The organism is Myroides albus (assembly GCF_009711045.1).
GTDB classification, from domain to species: Bacteria; Bacteroidota; Bacteroidia; order Flavobacteriales; family Flavobacteriaceae; genus Flavobacterium; species Flavobacterium album_A.
Genome location: NZ_WMJX01000010.1, coordinates 40222 through 59706, shown reverse-complemented (window position 1 = coordinate 59706; position 19485 = coordinate 40222). Strand labels below are relative to the sequence as shown.

The following is a 19485-nucleotide window of genomic DNA, read 5'->3' as shown; positions in this document are numbered from 1 at the left end:
TGTATATATCCAATGTTTACAACTGTATATATGTAAACTATGTTAACGTATTGGTTTAATATATAGTACTTAAATAGTTGATTTATTATGTTTTGTGTTTTTATTTTGTTTGAAATGATTTATTTGCAAGTAACAGTATGAATGTATACTAATGTAAATTACAATTGTAAACTATGATTTTAATTTAACTGTTTACAGATGTAAAAAAATATCTGTTTACATTTGTAATACTAATGAAAAGTAACTCAAGCAATGGAGGTAGATAATATTGTAAAGACCAATACTTATAGTAAAATTAAGGGTAGGTATATCACTAATAAAAGTATCGAGGATTTTTTACGAGACTTAAAGTATAGTTTTAAGTTAAATATAGAAGGAGAATCTGTTTTGGGAAAAGAGATTAAAAGTATTACTTGGGGGAATGGTAGTATAAGAATTTTGATGTGGTCTCAGATGCATGGTAACGAATCAACCACAACAAAAGCAGTGATAGATTTGTTAAATTACCTCTCTGATGATACTCAGGTAGAAGTGTTAAAATGGAGGGATATTTTTACTTTAAGAATCATACCTATATTGAATCCTGATGGTGCTGAATTTTATACAAGAGTAAATGCTAATGGAATAGATTTGAATCGAGATTCAATAGATTTGAAAGAACCAGAAAGTAGAATTCTTCGAAAAAGTATAGAGGATTTCAAACCTAATTTTGCATTTAATCTACATGATCAAAGAACTATTTTTGGAGTGGGTTCAAGTAATCTACCAGCTACTATTTCTTTCTTGTCACCAGCATATAATTTTGAGCGCGATATTAATTCATATAGGGAAGTAGCTATGAAGTTGATTGCTGCTGTCAAAGATAAATTAGAAAGAGATCTTCCTGGTCAGGTAGGTAGATTTGATGATAGTTTTAATATTAATTGCATAGGTGATTATTGTCAGACACTCAATATACCAACTGTGTTATTTGAAGCAGGGCATTATCAAGGAGATTATGATCGAGAGCAAACGAGAATGTTTGTATTTAAATCTTTGTTGTATATGCTTGATGGAATAGCTACTCAATCATATTTTAACTATACTATTGAAGATTATTTTCAAATCCCAGAAAATGAGAAAAACTTTTGTGATGTAGCTTTAACCAATGTAGTCTTTAGTGATTCTGGTGAAAGTTATATTGTGAATATTCAATTTTTAGAAGAATTAGAGGAGGAAAAAGTTAAATTTTGCCCCATTGTTGTGGATATTAATAAAAAACAAAGTAAATTTGTGCATCTTTCAATAAATAAAGTTTTTTACTTTAAAAAAAGTAGTAGATTTATGATAGAGATGTTGAATAAAAATTTGTCAGATGTTGTAAATATTGAAGATGTCGAGGTTAAAAAACTATTAAAAAAATAATAAAATTTAAGGTTTTTTGAATAAAGATGATTTTTATTTAGTATTATTGTACAGAATTATAGATTTAGAATTAAGATAAATAATTGATTTATGAGTAAATTTCGTTTAGATGAAATCGATCACCAAATATTAGATATGTTGATTGATAATACGAGAGTTCCTTTTACAGATATTGCAAAAAAACTTTTAATCTCGGCAGGTACTGTTCACGTACGCGTTAAGAAAATGGAAGATGCAGGTATTATCCAAGGTTCTTCATTAACATTAGATTATGAGAAATTAGGTTATGCTTTCATTGCTTACATTGGAATATTTCTTCATAATACTTCTCAAACTAAATTCGTTTTAGAGAGAATTAATGAAATACCATTTGTTACAGTGGCTCACGTTACAACAGGTAAATTTAATGTGTTCTGCAAAATTAGAGCTAAGAATACACGTCATGCAAAAGAAGTTATTTATATGATTGATGACATTGAAGGAGTTTACAGAACTGAATCAATGATTTCTTTAGAAGAAAGTATCAATGATAAAAAACGTTTAATGCATACTATTTTTAAAGAATTATAGTATTCATAATACTTATAGAACAAAAAAGAAAACTGCTATATGGCAGTTTTTTTTGTATAATTACCATTGATAATAAATAGAGTAGTATGGATTCATTGACTCAGATTGTTTTAGGAGGGGCTATAGGAAATGCTGTAGCGGGAAAGAAACTAAAGAATAGAGCTGTTCTGTATGGTGCTATCGCTGGAACTATACCGGATTTAGATGTTGTTGTTGGTTGGATGACTGATCCTTTGACCGCCTTGGAAATCCACAGAGGCGTGAGTCATTCTATATTATTTGCAATTTTCGCTTCTTTTCTTCTAGGGTTTGTAGTGTATAAGATTGAGAAAAAAAATGGGCTAACTTACGAAGAAGGATATTGGTTGTTTTTCTGGGGCTTGTTTACGCATTCTATTTTAGATGTATTTACCTCATGGGGAACACGTGTATTGTGGCCTTTTGATTATATGTTTGCCTTTAAATCTATTTTTGTAATAGATCCTCTTTATACCTTGCCCTTCATTTACTTTTTAATTAGGTCCATGCGCGAGAAGAATAATTTAAGAAAGCGAATGAGGTTTAATAATTTAGGATTGATTGTTAGTTCTTCATATTTAGCTTTGACTTTACTTTTGAAGGCATTGGCTTTTTATAAGTTTACTGATGCTCTTGATAGAGTAAATGTTAGTTATAGTGCTCTTTCTGTAAAGCCTACTGCGATGAATGTTGTGTTGTGGAATGGAATTGTCGAAACAAAGGATAGTTTTTTAATAGGGGAGTATTCTTTTTTTGATACTTCAGAAATAAAGTTTCAGACATTCCCTAAGAATCACGAGTATCAAGAACATTTAGAAAATCATGTTTTATTAAAAAGGCTTATAAAGGTGTCTGAGGGACAGTATACTTTTACGGAAGATAATGATAAAATATTTTTTAATGATTTGAGATTTGGTCTTTTGAAAAATGATGAAGAAGATATTCAATTTGCTTTTAGTTATGATTTTTATGTTGATGATGATGGACAATTATCAGTCAGAGAGGTGAAGAAAGAAAAGCGAGATGGTGTTAAACTATTGAGAAAACTTTGGAAAAGGATGGGTGGTGTATAGTTAGTTCTATGAAAATAAATTGATAACTACTATATTTGGATAAATAAAAAATGACACTATGAAAATTTTAATATCACCTGCTAAAAGTTTAGATTATACGACGAGTATACCTGTTGATATTGTGACAAAACCTCAATTTTTAAAAGAATCAAAAACAATTAATGAAGTTCTTAAATCCAAAACTCCAATGGATTTAATGGACTTAATGAAGATATCTAATGCACTTGCTGATTTGAACTGGAAAAGAAATCAGGAAAGAAATTACCAAAAGTCAGAGAAGAACAAGCAAGATTTTAGACAAGCTATTTTTGCTTTTAATGGAGATGTTTATGTTGGGCTTGATGCGTATTCTCTTAAAGATGAGAAATATGATCAGCTTCAAGATAAAGTAAGGATTTTGTCTGGACTTTATGGTATTTTAAGACCGTTCGATGAGATTGAGCCTTATCGATTAGAAATGGGAACTAAATTGGCGATTAACGAGTTTGGAAACTTATATGAATTCTGGAAGCCTGTGCTGGCTTCTGCTTTGAATAAGGAATTGAAACAAGATGAGTTGGTGGTCAATTTAGCGAGTAATGAGTATTTTAGTTCAATCGATACTAAGGTTTTAAAAGGAAAATTAGTTATACCTGAGTTTAAAGAGTTGCGTGATGGCAAATTAAAGACAATTAGTTTTTATGCTAAAAAAGCAAGGGGAATGATGGTTAGATATATTTTGGATAACAATGTGGAAGATATTGATGGATTAAAAAAATTCAATATTGATGGATATGCTTTGAGTGAAAGTGAATCTAAAGGAAATAAGTTAGTTTTTACAAGATAAATAAATAAGTTAGCCAATTATTTTATGGAAATGATACATTATATCAGCTCGGATATTTTTACGATTGAAAAGCTAAATGAGATTTTAACTCAAAATCAGAAGATACAGTTGTCTGAAGAAGCAAGGGCAAATATTGTAAACTGCCGTGATTATTTAGATAAAAAAATGGATACTCAAGCGGATCCTATATATGGAATAAATACGGGGTTTGGTTCTTTGTGTAATGTGAAGATAGACAATAGTAACTTGTCAAGATTACAAGAAAATCTTATGAAATCACATGCCTGTGGGACTGGGGACTTAGTGCCTGAGGAGATTGTGAAAATCATGTTGCTGTTGAAAGTGAAATCTTTGAGCTTCGGTCATTCTGGTGTTCAGTTGGAAACTGTAGAGCGATTGATTGATTTTTACAATAACGATATATTACCTGTTGTGTATACACAAGGTTCTTTGGGAGCATCAGGGGACTTGGCGCCATTGGCTCACTTATCACTCCCTCTGATTGGTGAAGGAGAGGTGTACTGTGAGGGATTTAGACAACCTGCTTCTAAGGTTTTAGAGAAGTATGGTTGGGAACCAATTGTCTTGAAATCAAAAGAAGGCCTGGCGTTGTTAAATGGTACGCAATTTATGAGTGCTTATGGTTGTTATGCGTTGTTAAAGTCAAAAAAGCTTTCTTATTTAGCTGATTTGATAGGTGCGGTGTCACTTGAGGCATTTGACGGGCGAATAGAGCCTTTTAATGAATTGATTCACTACGTTCGTCCTCATAAAGGACAAATTTTGACTGCTCAGTTTTTTAATGAAGTTTTAGAAGGGTCTGAATTGATTAGTAGGGAAAAAGAGCATGTACAAGATCCTTATTCTTTTAGATGTATACCGCAAGTTCACGGTGCTTCAAAGGATGCAATTGACTATGTTGATCGCGTATTTAAAACTGAGATTAACTCTGTTACGGATAACCCTAATATCTTTCATAAAGATGACTTGATTGTTTCGGGAGGTAATTTTCATGGGCAACCTTTGGCGTTAGCTCTTGACTTTTTGAGTATAGCAATTGCTGAATTAGGAAGTATTTCGGAACGCAGAACTTATCAGTTGATATCTGGGCTTCGAGGTTTACCTGCTTTTTTAGTTTCTGATCCAGGTTTAAATTCTGGTTTTATGATACCGCAATATACAGCGGCGAGTATTGTGAGTCAGAATAAGCAATTGGCAACTCCTTCAAGTGTGGATAGTATCGTCTCAAGTAATGGACAGGAGGATCATGTGAGTATGGGTGCTAATGGCGCAACTAAAGCATTTAAGGTAGTAGAAAATTTAGAGAGGATATTGGCTATTGAGCTCTTTAATGCAGCGCAAGCTTTGGAGTTTAGAAGACCAATGAAATCGAGTGATTTTATAGAGGCTTTTGTGAAAACATATCGCGATGAAGTGTCTTTTGTTTCAGAAGATAGAATACTGCATTATGATATTGAAAAAACAGTAGGATTCTTGCAAACTTTTCAAATTGATTTAGAAGATTAATCGAAATTAATTACTAAAACTATATTAAACCACATTTTTTTAGAGATAAAGATGTGGTTTTTTAATATATTTGTTTTAGAATTTATTAAACTATATATAGTTGGCAACTACAAATAAATTAAAGTTATTGAATGACCCAATTTATGGGTTTGTCTCTATTCCTAATTCATTGTTGTATGATCTGGTACAGCATCCCTATTTTCAAAGACTTAGAAGAATTTCGCAAATGGGAGTTTCCTATTTGGTGTTTCCAGGAGCTCATCATACGAGATTTCATCATGCCTTAGGCTGTATGCATTTAATGCAAAAAGCTGTCCAAGTTTTGAGATTTAAAGGAGTTGCAATATCTGAAGAAGAAGAAACGGCTCTATATGTAGCTATTTTATTACACGATATTGGTCATGGACCATTCTCACATGCTATGGAACATAGTATAGTAGAAGGGGTTCATCACGAGATGATATCTCTGCTATTCATGAAAAAACTCAACAAGGAATTTAATGGTCAATTAGATTTGGCAATTAAAATTTTTAAAGGAGAGTATCATCGTAATTTTATGTTGCAATTAATATCCAGTCAATTGGATATGGATCGATTAGATTATCTTAAAAGGGATAGTTTTTATAGCGGTGTGGCAGAGGGTAATATTAATTCAGAACGCCTCATTCAGATGTTAAATGTGGTAGATGATAATCTAGTTGTTGAGGAGAAAGGTGTTTATTCTGTAGAGATGTTTTTAATAGCACGTAGGTTGATGTATTGGCAAGCCTATTTGCATAAGACAAGTGTGTGTGCTGAATTGATTTTGGTTCGCATTTTAAAACGTGCTAAGGAATTGTGTAGCAGGGGTAAAAAACTTTGGGCAAGTGAGGCATTGTCATTCTTTTTGTACAATCAGATAGACATTGAAGAGTTTGAAGACAAGGCTTTGGAGAATTTTTCATTATTGGATGATTCAGATATTATGGGAGCACTTAAGAGTTGGCAATTTCATGAGGACTTTATCCTGTCAACCCTAAGTAAAATGATTGTCAATAGAGATTTATTGCGTATAGAAGTTTTTAATAATAAGGAAGAACTTCAAAGTAAGATAGCTAATTTAAAAACAGTTGTCGCCGAAAAGTATGGTTTAAAATTAGAGTCTGCTAATTACTTTGCTTTCCAAGGAAAATTAAAGAATCAAGCATATAGCAAAGAGAAGCAGCCTATTATGATTCTGAAAAAAGATGGGGAGGTAGTTGATGTTCTGAAGGTATCGGATCATCTTAATTTAAAGCCACTGACAAAAACAGTTACCAAGTATTTAGTTTGTTATCCAAAAAATACTTTTCAAAGTTAAATTTCAATTATATTTTATATTTTTGCCCTAATGAAAATATCAGCAGAACAAATAGCATCAGTTTTAGGTGGTGAAGTTGTTGGGAACCCATCGGTTCAAGTTAGCACTTTGTCTAAAATTGAAGAGGGGAAAGAAGGTTCGTTATCTTTTTTAGCGAATCCTAAGTATGTAAATCATATTTATACTACGGAAGCATCTGTGGTTATCGTTAATAAAAGTTTTACTCCTGATCAAGAAGTGAAAACTACAATGATTAAAGTAGATGATGCTTACAAGTCATTTTCTAAATTATTGGAATACTATAATCAAGTGAAATTAATGAAATCTGGGATTGAGCAATATGCTGTTATTTCGGAAGGAGCTGTTCATGGCGATGATTTGTATCTTGGTAGCTTTTCATATATAGGAAGTAATTCTAAGATTGGTAATAATGTAAAGATATATCCGAACTCATTTATAGGAGATAATGTAGTTATAGGAGATAATACTATAATATTTGCAGGAGTAAGAATATACTCTGAAACGATTATTGGAAATAATTGTATTGTACATGCAGGTACTATTATAGGTTCTGATGGTTTTGGATTTGCTCCAAATGAAGATGGAACTTACAATAAGGTTCCTCAAATAGGTAATGTGATTATAGAAGATAATGTAGAAATTGGAGCAGGTACTACAATTGATAGAGCTACTTTAGGATCTACCATTATTAGACGAGGAGTTAAGTTAGATAATCAAATTCAAGTAGCACATAATGTTGAGATTGGCGAAAATACTGTTATCGCTTCTCAAACGGGAATTGCGGGTTCTACAAAAATCGGAAAGCACTGTCTAATTGGAGGACAGGTAGGTATTGTAGGGCACTTGACAATTGGAGATAATGTTAAGATACAAGCGCAATCAGGAGTTACTAAAAACTTGAAAAATGATTCAGCTGTTCAAGGTACTCCAGCGTTGGGGCATGCAGATTTTTTAAGATCGTACAGTTATTTTAAAAATCTTGCTAAATTAGCCGAGGACGTAGAACTTTTAAAAAAGAAGTATTAGTTTATATTTAATTATAGCCTATCAAAACTAAAAAGATTTAATTATGGTTAAGCAAAAAACCATCCAAAACGAGATTACTTTAGTAGGAGTTGGTTTACATACAGGACAAGAGGTTACAATGACTTTTAAACCTGCGCCTGTAAACAACGGATTTACTTTCGTTAGAGTGGATTTAGAAGGGCATCCTGTTATTGAAGCAGATGCTAATTATGTTGTGAACACGCAACGTGGTACGAATTTAGAGAAAAAAGGAGTTCGTATTCAAACAACAGAGCATGTATTAGCGGCATTAGTTGGATGTGATTTAGATAATGTTATTATTGAGTTGAATGCTTCAGAGCCTCCAATTATGGACGGTTCTTCAAAATACTTTGTAGAGGCTGTAGAAAAAGCAGGAGTAGTAGAACAAGATGCTGAGCGATATGAATATATTGTAAAAGAGGTTATCTCTTATGTTGATGATGCTACAGGAAGTGAGATTATTGTCATGCCTTCGGATAGTTACCAAATTACTGCAATGGTAGATTTTGGTACAAAGGTGTTGGGGACTCAGAATGCTACTTTAAAGTCTATGAGTGATTTTAAAGAAGATATTTCTGAAGCTCGTACATTTAGTTTTTTACATGAATTAGAAGCGTTGTTAGCTCATGGTCTTATAAAAGGCGGTGATTTGAATAATGCAATTGTTTATGTGGATAAAGAAATTTCTCCAGAGACAATGGAGCATTTAAAGAAAGCTTTTGGTAAAGATCAAATTAGTGTGAAACCGAATGGGGTATTGGATAATTTGACTTTGCATTATCCAAATGAGGCTGCTCGACATAAACTTTTAGATGTTGTAGGAGATTTGGCTTTAATCGGTACTCGTATTAGAGGAAAAGTTATTGCAAATAAACCAGGACATGCTGTGAATACTGCATTTGCTAAGAAAATGTCTAAGATTATTCGCAATGAGAAAAGAAATCATGTTCCAACATATGATTTACACAAAGAGCCTTTTATGGACGTAACAAGAATTATGGAGCTATTACCACATAGACCACCTTTCTTGTTAGTAGATAAAATATTAGAAATGTCTGATACTCACGTAGTGGGTGTTAAGAATGTTACAATGAATGAGCCTTTCTTTGTAGGACATTTCCCTGGAGCACCTGTAATGCCTGGTGTATTGATTTGTGAAGCAATGGCACAATCAGGAGGTATATTAATTTTAAGTACTGTTCCAGATCCAGAAAATTATTTAACTTATTTCATGAAGATGGATAATGTGAAATTTAAGAATAAAGTATTCCCAGGTGATACTTTGATTTTTAAATTAGAATTAATCACTCCTATCAGACGTGGTATTTGTCATATGCAAGGTTATGCATATGCAAATGGTAAGTTAGTAGCAGAAGCAGAATTAATGGCTCAAATATCAAAGATAAATAACTTATAAAAGAAGAATATGAATCAGCCTTTAGCATATGTTCATCCAGGCGCAAAGATAGCACGAAATGTAGTTATTGAGCCTTTTACAACGATTCATAATAACGTTGAGATTGGTGAGGGAACTTGGATAGGTTCGAATGTGACTATCATGGAAGGAGCTAGAATCGGGAAAAACTGTAAGATTTTTCCAGGTGCTGTAATTTCTGCTGAACCACAAGATTTAAAATTTGAAGGTGAAATAACTACTGTAGAAATAGGGGATAATACAACTATTCGAGAGTGTGTCACTATAAATAGAGGAACAAAAGATAGATATAAAACCGTAATAGGAAGTAACTGTTTGATTCAGGCATATAGTCATATTGCACACGATTGTATCGTTGGTAATAACTGTATCTTTTCTAACTCAAGTACTTTGGCAGGACACGTAACAATTGGTGACTATGTTGTATTAGCTGGTCTTGTAGCTGTACACCAATTCTGTACTATTGGTTCTCATTCTTTCATTACAGGAGGTACTTTGGTGAGAAAAGACGTTCCTCCTTATATTAAGGCTGCACGTGAGCCAATTTCATATGCAGGTATTAACTCTGTAGGGTTGAGAAGAAGAGGTTTTGAACCTGAAAAAATTAGAGAGATTCAAGATATTTATCGAATCTTATATCAAAAGAACTTTAATACTACACAAGCTTTGGAATTAATTGAAGCTGAAATGGAAGCTACACCAGAACGTGATGAAATATTAATGTTTATCCGTAATTCATCGAGAGGAATTATGAGAGGATATTCGGGAATTTATTAATTAGTAATACTAAAATATATTAAAAGCAATGGCAACGACGTCTGATATTAGAAATGGTTTATGCATTAAGTATAACAATGATATTTATAAAATTGTAGAATTCTTACATGTTAAACCTGGGAAGGGACCTGCATTTGTTAGAACTAAAATGAAAAGTTTAACTAATGGTAAAGTATTGGAAAATACTTTTTCAGCAGGACATAAAATCGATCCTGTAAGAGTAGAAACTCATAAGTTTCAATATTTATATCCAGAGGGAGATCAGTTCCACTTTATGAATGTTGAAAATTACGAGCAGATTACTTTACTTAGAGATATTTTAGATGCTCCAGATTTATTGAAAGAAGGAGAGAATGTAATGGTTCAAATTAATACAGAAACTGAGTTGCCAATAGCTGTTGATATGCCAGCTTCTGTTATATTAGAAGTTACATACACTGAGCCTGGTGTAAAAGGAAATACTGCAACAAATGCTACTAAACCGGCAACTGTTGAAACAGGTGCTAATGTGAATGTACCATTATTTATCAATGAAGGTGATAAAATCAAAATTGATACAACAAATGGCGCTTACATTGAGCGTATCAAGGAATAATTAATTTCAGATAAGGTAGACTATGCGTTTTGCAAAAGTTCAAGATTTACAAACTATTGCTGATATTATAGGTTGTAAGTTTGTTGGTGATTCTAATTTTCTGGTGTATGGTATGAATGAAATTCACGTTGTACAAGAAGGAGAAATTGTTTTTGTAGATCACCCAAAGTATTACGACAAGGCATTAAATTCAAATGCAACAATTATTCTAATCAATAAAGATGTTGAATGTCCTGAGGGTAAAGCTCTTTTGATTTCGGATGATCCTTTTAGAGATTTTAATAAGTTGTCAAAATACTTTAATCCTTTTAAACCGGCATTAAAAGTTCAGGCTGAAGATGCGGTTATAGGCGAGGGAACTGTTATTCAACCAAACGTATTTATTGGGCATAACGTAAAGATTGGAAAAAACTGTCTTATCCATCCTAATGTAGTTATATACGATGGTACCGTTATAGGTGATAATGTTGTTATTCATGCTGGTACTATTTTAGGAGCAGATGCTTTTTATTACAAAAAGCGTCCAGAAGGATTTGATCCATTGGTTTCTTGTGGTCGTGTTGTTATTGAAGATAACGTTGGTATCGGTGCTGCTTGTACTATCGATAGAGGTGTTACAGGAGATACGACTATTAAAGAAGGAGCTAAGATTGATAATCAAGTTCATATAGGACATGATACAGTAATTGGTGTTCGTTGCTTGATTGCTGCACAGTGTGGTATTGCTGGCTGTGTAGTTATAGAAGATGAAGTGACTCTATGGGGGCAAGTAGGGACAACAAGTGGTATCACAATTGGTACAAAAGCTGTTGTTTTAGCACAATCAGGTGTATCTAAATCTTTAGAAGGAGGTAAGGTGTACTTTGGTTACCCAGCTGAGGAGTCTCGCGAAAAGTTGAAACAGATTGCATACGTCAAACGTATTCCTGAAATAATGGAAAAAGTGAAACAGTTATAATCGTTTTTCGTTATCAAGGGAGAATTAGTTAGTAATATTAATATAACTTAACGTTTAACTAAGATAAAAAGTTTTATTGCTTGATAGAATTGTTTATTTTTGTGAGAGTAAGTTTAAATAAATAAAAACAAGATCATGAGTGTTTTAGTAAATAAAGATTCAAAAATAATCGTTCAGGGATTTACTGGTAGTGAAGGTACATTCCACGCTTCGCAAATGATTGAATATGGAACAAACGTTGTAGGTGGTGTTACTCCAGGTAAAGGAGGAAGTACTCATTTAGATCGTCCAGTATTCAATACAGTAAAAGAAGCTGTAGATAATGCAGGTGCAGATACTTCTATTATTTTCGTTCCGCCAGCATTCGCTGCAGACGCTATTATGGAAGCTGCAGATGCGGGAATTAAAGTTATTATTTGTATAACTGAAGGTATTCCTGTAGCAGATATGATCAAAGCTTATGATTACATCAAAACAAGAGATTGTCGTTTAGTTGGACCTAACTGTCCAGGTGTTATTACTCCAGGTGAAGCTAAAGTTGGTATTATGCCAGGTTTCGTATTTAAAAAAGGGACTGTAGGTATTGTTTCTAAATCAGGAACTTTAACTTATGAAGCTGCAGATCAAGTTGTGAAACAAGGTTTAGGAATTACAACTGCTATCGGTATCGGTGGAGATCCTATCATTGGAACAACAACAAAAGAGGCTGTTCAATTGTTAATGGCTGATCCAGAAACTGAAGCAATCATTATGATTGGTGAAATCGGTGGTCAATTAGAAGCAGATGCTGCACGTTGGATTAAAGAGAATGGTAATAAAAAGCCTGTAATTGGATTTATTGCTGGTGAAACAGCTCCTAAAGGTAGAACAATGGGACATGCTGGTGCTATTGTTGGAGGTGCTGATGATACAGCAGCAGCAAAAAAACGTATTATGGCAGAATGTGGAATCCACGTAGTAGATTCTCCTGCTGAAATAGGTAAGAAAGTAAAAGAAGTATTAGGTTAATTACCTGAATACATTTTATAGTATAAGGCTCTCAAGATTTCTTGGGAGCTTTTTTTGTATTGTATCTACATCAATACATATAGATTTGGATATTACCTATTACTCTAATGGAAGTAACAAATTAAGTTTAGTTGTGCTTTCTTGGAGGGAAATGAATGAAATATAGTATTTGGACGAATCGTTTTTGAAATTGATTATGAAGGATCGTCTAATATATTTTTCAAACTAAATTGTTAGTCATTTTTTCTTTAGTTGTAAACCTAACGGTTTGTTTAGGTATGAGCTTTCTTTTCTTAACTAATATTATAGCTAATTATATGAGAGGTGTTATTGTTAGAGGATATTCAGAAACAACTTTACAGTAGAGTGGGAAACTGTAGTTGTTTAAGATTAGGTTGAAATGTAGCAATCTTCTGTTGTAAACTCCCTAATGGTTAATGCATTAATAAAAGGATAATTATTTGTCTTTTTAGTGAGTTACGGATGACTAAACAATCACTGTTTTATTGTATCGTAATGTTAGGGTGATAAGCTAAAAAAAGAGGCAGTATCACTATGATACTGCCTCTTTTATATTGTATTAACTTTTATCTCAATTGAGCATTTAGATTATTCTCAAGTTGATATTTTATTTTTCCCATTATCTTCTCAACTTGACTGTCAGTCAATGTTTTTGAAGCATCTTCCATTAAAATAGAGATTGCATAAGACTTTTTACCTTCCTCTATCTTATCACCTTGATAAACGTCAAATAAAGTAACATCTTTAATTGTGTTCTTATCAACTTGTTTTACGATATTATAGATTTGGTCAAATGTAATATGTTCGTCTATTAAAAGAGCGTAATCGCGTTTAACAGAAGGGAATTTATTAATCTCTGTAAATTTAATCTTTTCAGAAATGAATTTTAAAACATTTTCCCAATTGAAATCTGCGTAACAAACTTCTTGTTTAATATCCAGTTCTTTTAAAATTGCTTTTTTCAAGATACCAAATTCAACAATTAAATCTTTTCCGATGTAATATGCTATACCTTCAGAGAAAACATCATTATCTGTTGGCTGAGTGGTAGCTTTACTTAAGCCCAATCTCATCAAAATTCCATTGATATAACCTTTGAACTCGAAAAAGTCTGTTGCTTTAGGGGTAGAGTTCCACGTTGCTTTGGTACCGTTACCTGTTGCAAATAATGCAAAGTGCTTGTGTTCTTCAAAGCTTCCAAGCATTTTGTGATAAGACTTACCAAATTCAAAAAGTTTTAAATCTGTTCTCTTTCTGTTAATGTTATAAGCGATAGCTTCTAACCCACCAAACAATAAAGTTTGTCGCATCACACATAAATCGTGACTTAATGGGTTGAGTATATCAACTTGAAAACTTGATTTTAAGCTTTCTGATAAATTACTATAATCTGGAGTAGTTAAAGAGTTAGACATAATTTCGTAGAACCCTTGACTAACTAACAAATTTGAAATCGTATTCTGAACTTTGTGATCTTCAGTTCTCGAATTATTAGAAATCGTTGCGTTTAATTTCGAAGAAAAGGTAATATTATTAAAACCGTATACTCTTAGTATTTCTTCAATTACATCAATTTCTCTTGTTACGTCTGCACGATATGCGGGTACTGTAATTCCAAGACCTACATCAGACATGCTATGTACTTTTATATCAAGAGATACTAATATTTTTTTGATTGTCTCTTTAGAGATTTCTTCTCCTAAAATTCTGTTGATATTATTGAAATTCAAGAATACAGAATAATCTTCAATTCTCTTAGGGTACAAATCAACGATATCAGAAGTTATTTCTCCCCCAGCAACCTGTTGGATCAATAAAGCAGCGTGTTTTAAAGCATATTCTGTTATAGAAGGATCTATACCTCTTTCGAATCTGAAAGAAGAATCAGTATTTAATCCATGTCTTTTCGCAGCTTTACGAATTGCTACAGGGTGAAAATAAGCACTTTCTAAAAAGATAGAAGTTGTGTTTTCGCTTACAGCAGTTCTTGTTCCTCCAAAAACCCCAGCCATACACATAGGTCCATTCTCATCACAAATCATTAAATCATCTTGGTGTAGTGTTCTTTCTATATCGTCTAATGTTTTGAATTTTGTTCCTGCTTCAACTGTTTTAACGATTACTTTCCCACCTTTTATTTTGGCAGCATCGAATGCATGCATAGGTTGTCCTAAATCGTGTAAAACGTAGTTAGTAACGTCTACGATATTGTTTTTAGGTGTTATTCCTATCGCTTTCAGCCTGTTTTGTAACCATTCAGGTGATTGTTTAACTTCAATTCCCGAAATAGTAACCCCACAATATCTTGGAGCTCTTTTATAGTCTTCTACGCTTACATCAATTTTTAATGTACGTCTTTCAACTTTGAATTTGCTAACAGAAGGAGTAATTAGCTCTTTGTGTTGGATTTCTTCTTTTGAATTTTGAAGTAGTCCAGCTCTAAGGTCTCTTGCAACTCCCCAATGACTCATAGCATCAGAGCGGTTTGGCGTTAGTCCGATTTCGAATACTTCGTCTGTAACAATATTAAATACTTCAGCTGCAGGAGTACCTGGTGTCAAATTTTGATCAAGTACCATGATACCATCTCCATCTGTTCCAACACCTAATTCTACTGCTGAACATATCATTCCGAAGCTTTCTTCACCTCGTATTTTACCTTTTTTAATTTGAAATGCATTTCCTTCTGCATCAAATAGCTCAGTGCCAATTGTCGCCACTGCTACTTTCTGCCCAGCTGCAACGTTGGGAGCTCCGCATACGATTTGTACTGGCTCACCTGCTCCTAAATCTACTTTCGTTACATTTAACTTATCAGCATTAGGATGTTTTGTACATGATAGTACATGTCCAACAACAACTCCTTTTAAACCACCTTTAAGGCTTTCGTAATGAGTAATTCCTTCAACTTCAAGACCTAAGTCTGTTAATATCTCAGAAGTCTCATCTGGTGTAATGTCTAATTTGATGAATTGTTTTAACCAATTGTATGAAATATGCATTCGAATAATTTTTATAAGTACGCAAATATAAGCATTGCGAAAGTTTAAGGGAAATTATTTATGATTAAATATTTCTAAATAGCAGTGTGCTAAAAGAAATTATAAAAATTTATTTCTGATCTCTGGAGAGGGGATAGGGCATTCACTTTTTTTACCAAACCATTTATAGCGATTACGGGCTATAAAATCATAGATGGAATCTGTTAATTTCTGAGGGAATATTGAAAATATTCCTATCATAGAATAGTAAGAACCTAAGTAGGATGCTATCTGAAAGGCCGCTTTAGATTTAATATAGTAGGCTTTGCCTGGTTCGTACAAAACAATACTATCAATCTTACTGCGATCAACTCCGATGTATTGTAGAATTTCTTTTCCTATTTCAGAATCTAAAGAAGTGAATCTAAACTGATCTTTTTTATCAGCTGCAATAATCTTTTGGACGGTGCTGTCACAGAAATTACAGACACCGTCAAAAAGGATTATTTTCTTATTTTTAGGGAAAGCTATCATTATTTTTTTCGTTCTACCATTTCCAGTTGTTCTAAATCAACTTTTGAAGTAAAGATACCATAATTAACTGTGGCTTTGTTCTTTTCAATTACATCAATTGTTCCTACAGCCTTACCATCAATCATTCTAACACGATCTCCGATTTTTAAAGGAAACTTCGGTTTATTTTGATCTTGTTGTTTCTTCTTTTCTTTTTCTTCTTTCTTCTCTTGACGAATTATTTCAACCTTCTGTTCAACTTCTTTTATTACTTCTTTCTGAACTTTTTCTTTTTCTTTTTTCTCTTTAATTGTTACTTTTTTTCGTTTAGAATTTTCTATTTCTACCACTTTTAAAAGTTCGCTAAAAAGTGTTTTCTTACTTTTGTTATTAAAGTATTTTTCAGAGAGATCATCTAACTTTTGTCCAAGATATAGTAGGCGTTGATTAGCGTCAAAAAGTTCTTGATACCTTTCTAATTTATCTTGTATTCTCGCATTAGTTTCCTCAAGCCTTTTACTCTCCTGTCTTGCACGTGTTTCTTCTTCTTTTAGGTTATTTGACGTGCGCTCCATTTTATGTCGCTCTTTCTGCAAGTTTGCAATTGTTTTGTCGAAGCGAACTTTGTCACTTTCGACTTTCTTTTTAGCGCGATTTATTAAGCTAAATGGAATACCATTCTTCTGTGCAACTTCAAATGTAAATGAACTACCAGCTTGACCAACATTTAATTTGTACATAGGTTCTAATGATTTTTCATCAAAGAGCATATTTGCGTTGGTAGCACTTGGCAACTCATCTGCTAATATTTTTAGATTAGTATAGTGCGTGGTGATGATTCCATAGGCATTGCGTTCATAGAATTCTTCTAGGAATACTTCCGCAAGTGCACCTCCAAGTTCAGGATCTGACCCTGTACCAAATTCATCAATTAAAAAAAGTGTTTTGTCATTACATTTTTTCAAAAAGTAATTCATGTTTTTTAATCGATAGCTGTAAGTACTCAAGTGGTTCTCTACAGATTGATTATCTCCAATGTCTGTCAATATTCGATCAAATAGAAAAGTTTTACTTCGCTCGTGAACAGGAATTAACAAACCTGATTGGAGCATAAGTTGAAGTAAACCTACAGTCTTTAGTGTAATACTTTTACCACCAGCATTAGGTCCAGAAATCACAATGATTCTACTGTCTTCTTCGAGTGATATCGTTTGGGGATAAGTTGTCTTTCTCTTAGATTTGTTACTCAAATATAGAATAGGGTGGTATGCTTCTCTGAAATACAATGTTTTTTCCTTTGTTATCTCAGGTAACAAACCATTTATTTTATTAGCATATTTAGCCTTAGCAGCCGTTACATCGATATAAGTAAGGAAATGCTGGTATTCAATTAATACATCTCTAAAAGGGCGTATAGTGTTTGTTAGAGCTTTAAGTATTCTAACTATTTCTTCTCTTTCCTCATATTCTAAGTTATTGAGTTCTCTTGAGAATCTCATAGTCGCCTCTGGCTCTATATAAACAATACTACCTGTTTTCGATTGTCCTAATACATTTCCTTTTACTTTGCGTCTGTGCATTGCAACTACAGCAAGTACACGTCTATTCTCGACGACAGTTTCTCTGATATCGTCTAAATACCCAGAGCTGTTGTATTGCGTTAAGGCTTGTCCAAAACTTTGATTAATCTTTCCACGGACAATATTGATGTTCTTGCGAATATTTAATAAATCAATAGAAGCATTGTCTTTAATCTCTCCATATTTGTCTAATACGTTTTCTATTGACTTTAAAATTGTTTTCTCAACGATTACTTCCTGTATTTCTTCATACAAAAATGGATAATATTCCTCGAATTTCTTTAAGAATATCAGTAAGTTAATCGTTGTGTCAGTTAGTGAGAATATCTTTTTGAAACTACTAACTTCTAAAAAACTATCCTCAATACCCAAGAACTTTAATTCGTATGAAATACTGTCAAAATAGTGATTGGGAATTATGTTATTATTAGTAAAAGAAGAAACGTATTCTGAAGTTTGTTTTAGTGATTTAATTGTTTCTTGTGCACTGCGAAATGGCGTAATTTCTAAAGCAGCTTGTTTACCTGATTCAGTTACGCACAATTCGGATACAGTTTCTAATACTGAATCAAATTCTAAGTCTTCTAATGTCTTCTTATTTATTGATGTCATTCGATTGTAAAAAATTAGAACTACAAAAATAGTATTATTTGCTAATATTCTGATTTTATATAGATCGGATTGTTTTAAAAATTCTACTTTAGATAGGTTAATCTAAAATAGAAATTAGAAAAATGAAAAGTACTGAGATAGGACAAGAGTTATTACATGAGTTGCAAGATAAAGTAAAGTATAGAAAGTTTAAAAAAGGTGATGAGATACTTAGTTTAGGAGAGACTTGTGATTTTGTAGGCTTTGTAAATAAAGGAGCATTGAGAATGTATTATATAGAAGAAAATGGAAAAGAAGTATCTTTCTCATTCTATTTGCAGAATGATGTCTTTACTAACTATGAAGGAATACTAACGGGAAAACCTTCTAATCTAATTATTACAGCTTTAAATGATGTAGAGGTAAGTATCATTTATAAAAAGGAGTTATTAAGATATTATGAGACTTCTTTAAAGGCTCAGCGTATTGGTAGAATAATGGCAGAGGCTATTTTTTTACAAGCTAAAAAACGCATTGATTTTTTACTTTTTTTGAATCCAGAACAGCGGTACTTACAACTTGTGTCTGACACACCAAAGATTTTTGAGCAAGTTCCTCAAAAGTACATTGCAAGTTATTTAGGAATAACTGCTCAGTCTTTATCAAGAATTCGAAAGAGAATTACTCAAGAAAGATTAACTTAAGTGAATTTTTATGTTTTGAATGCAAGCTATCTTTGTCTTATACATTCAAATTAATTAAGGGTATGACTCTATTTTCAATTATTCAGTTTTTAAATTTTGTAATTTTTATTTTTCTCTCTTTTATTCACTTCTACTGGGCATTTGGAGGTAAAAGAGCTTTAGATTGCGTATTGCCCTCTCAGTTAAGTGGAAAAGTATTTAAACCAAGTGTTTTAGGAACTATTTGTGTGGCTTTTTTTTTACTTTTCTTTGGTGTGTTTCCTTACATATTAGTTGGTTACGTTAATTACCTATATTTGTTATTGTTTGTGCTTTTTGGATTAAGAGTGATAGGTGATTTTAAATATGTTGGGATATTCAAGAAGATTACCAATACTACTTTTGCCATTTGTGATAAAAAGTACTTTATTCCTCTATGTATCTATCTAAGTGTTTCTAATTTGTTTTTATTCATTTTTATAGGCTAAATCTTTCTGTTCAATGATGTATATCAGGTA

The 19485-nt window shown here is 32.6% G+C and carries 17 protein-coding genes; 14 read left to right on the top strand and 3 right to left on the bottom strand.

The features are described 5' to 3' along the window. Positions 1–252 precede the first annotated feature (252 nt). The 12 genes from GJV76_RS06625 to sucD all read left to right on the top strand — a co-directional run bounded on the left by GJV76_RS06625 (position 253) and on the right by sucD (position 12598). Positions 253–1404 carry a M14 family metallopeptidase gene (locus tag GJV76_RS06625; RefSeq protein WP_155091857.1) on the top strand — a complete coding sequence of 384 codons (1152 nt, stop codon included), beginning with the start codon at positions 253–255 and terminating at the stop codon, positions 1402–1404. Between the two features lie 90 nt (positions 1405–1494). Continuing rightward, positions 1495–1974: an Lrp/AsnC family transcriptional regulator gene (locus GJV76_RS06620; RefSeq protein WP_006258948.1), complete on the top strand. Its 480-nt coding sequence runs from the start codon at positions 1495–1497 to the stop codon at positions 1972–1974. Positions 1975–2060: 86 nt separating this feature from the next. Continuing rightward, positions 2061–3065 (top strand): metal-dependent hydrolase, encoded by a 1005-nt coding sequence (locus GJV76_RS06615; RefSeq protein WP_155091856.1) that lies wholly within the window; start codon positions 2061–2063, stop codon positions 3063–3065. A 58-nt stretch (positions 3066–3123) separates the two neighbouring features. After that, complete coding sequence (gene yaaA / locus GJV76_RS06610; RefSeq protein ID WP_155091855.1) at positions 3124–3891, top strand: peroxide stress protein YaaA; 768 nt, start codon at positions 3124–3126, stop codon at positions 3889–3891. Between the two features lie 24 nt (positions 3892–3915). Further along, positions 3916–5418 (top strand): histidine ammonia-lyase, encoded by a 1503-nt coding sequence (gene hutH / locus GJV76_RS06605; RefSeq protein WP_155091854.1) that lies wholly within the window; start codon positions 3916–3918, stop codon positions 5416–5418. A gap of 100 nt (positions 5419–5518) precedes the next feature. Beyond that, complete coding sequence (locus GJV76_RS06600; protein WP_155091853.1) at positions 5519–6757, top strand: HD domain-containing protein; 1239 nt, start codon at positions 5519–5521, stop codon at positions 6755–6757. 30 nt (positions 6758–6787) lie between these two features. Beyond that, entirely contained in the window at positions 6788–7804 is a 1017-nt protein-coding gene (gene lpxD / locus GJV76_RS06595; protein ID WP_155091852.1) for a UDP-3-O-(3-hydroxymyristoyl)glucosamine N-acyltransferase, read from the top strand. Positions 7805–7847: 43 nt separating this feature from the next. Continuing rightward, the gene (locus tag GJV76_RS06590) at positions 7848–9242 is read left to right on the top strand and encodes a bifunctional UDP-3-O-[3-hydroxymyristoyl] N-acetylglucosamine deacetylase/3-hydroxyacyl-ACP dehydratase (protein WP_155091851.1); all 1395 of its coding nucleotides are present in this window, start codon (positions 7848–7850) and stop codon (positions 9240–9242) included. Between the two features lie 9 nt (positions 9243–9251). Then, the gene (gene lpxA / locus GJV76_RS06585; protein WP_155091850.1) at positions 9252–10037 is read left to right on the top strand and encodes an acyl-ACP--UDP-N-acetylglucosamine O-acyltransferase; all 786 of its coding nucleotides are present in this window, start codon (positions 9252–9254) and stop codon (positions 10035–10037) included. 28 nt (positions 10038–10065) lie between these two features. Beyond that, entirely contained in the window at positions 10066–10632 is a 567-nt protein-coding gene (gene efp, locus GJV76_RS06580; protein ID WP_155091849.1) for an elongation factor P, read from the top strand. Between the two features lie 22 nt (positions 10633–10654). Continuing rightward, on the top strand, positions 10655–11590 hold the full coding sequence (locus GJV76_RS06575) for a UDP-3-O-(3-hydroxymyristoyl)glucosamine N-acyltransferase (protein WP_155091848.1): 936 nt from the start codon (positions 10655–10657) through the stop codon (positions 11588–11590). 135 nt (positions 11591–11725) lie between these two features. Beyond that, complete coding sequence (gene sucD / locus GJV76_RS06570) at positions 11726–12598, top strand: succinate--CoA ligase subunit alpha (RefSeq protein ID WP_155091847.1); 873 nt, start codon at positions 11726–11728, stop codon at positions 12596–12598. A gap of 587 nt (positions 12599–13185) precedes the next feature. Here sucD and pheT read toward each other — a convergent pair. The 3 genes from pheT to GJV76_RS06555 all read right to left on the bottom strand — a co-directional run bounded on the left by pheT (position 13186) and on the right by GJV76_RS06555 (position 18305). Further along, positions 13186–15621 (bottom strand): phenylalanine--tRNA ligase subunit beta, encoded by a 2436-nt coding sequence (gene pheT, locus GJV76_RS06565; protein ID WP_155091846.1) that lies wholly within the window; start codon positions 15619–15621, stop codon positions 13186–13188. Positions 15622–15720: 99 nt separating this feature from the next. Continuing rightward, positions 15721–16134: a thiol-disulfide oxidoreductase DCC family protein gene (locus tag GJV76_RS06560; RefSeq protein WP_155091845.1), complete on the bottom strand. Its 414-nt coding sequence runs from the start codon at positions 16132–16134 to the stop codon at positions 15721–15723. Further along, on the bottom strand, positions 16134–18305 hold the full coding sequence (locus GJV76_RS06555; RefSeq protein WP_155091844.1) for an endonuclease MutS2: 2172 nt from the start codon (positions 18303–18305) through the stop codon (positions 16134–16136). Before GJV76_RS06555 ends, GJV76_RS06560 begins: the two co-directional genes overlap by 1 nt. 122 nt (positions 18306–18427) lie before the next feature. Between GJV76_RS06555 and GJV76_RS06550 the strand changes: the two genes are divergently transcribed. Both GJV76_RS06550 and GJV76_RS06545 read left to right on the top strand, forming a co-directional pair. After that, positions 18428–18988: a Crp/Fnr family transcriptional regulator gene (locus GJV76_RS06550; protein ID WP_155091843.1), complete on the top strand. Its 561-nt coding sequence runs from the start codon at positions 18428–18430 to the stop codon at positions 18986–18988. A 62-nt stretch (positions 18989–19050) separates the two neighbouring features. After that, positions 19051–19455 (top strand): DUF3995 domain-containing protein, encoded by a 405-nt coding sequence (locus GJV76_RS06545; RefSeq protein WP_155091842.1) that lies wholly within the window; start codon positions 19051–19053, stop codon positions 19453–19455. Positions 19456–19485 lie beyond the last annotated feature (30 nt).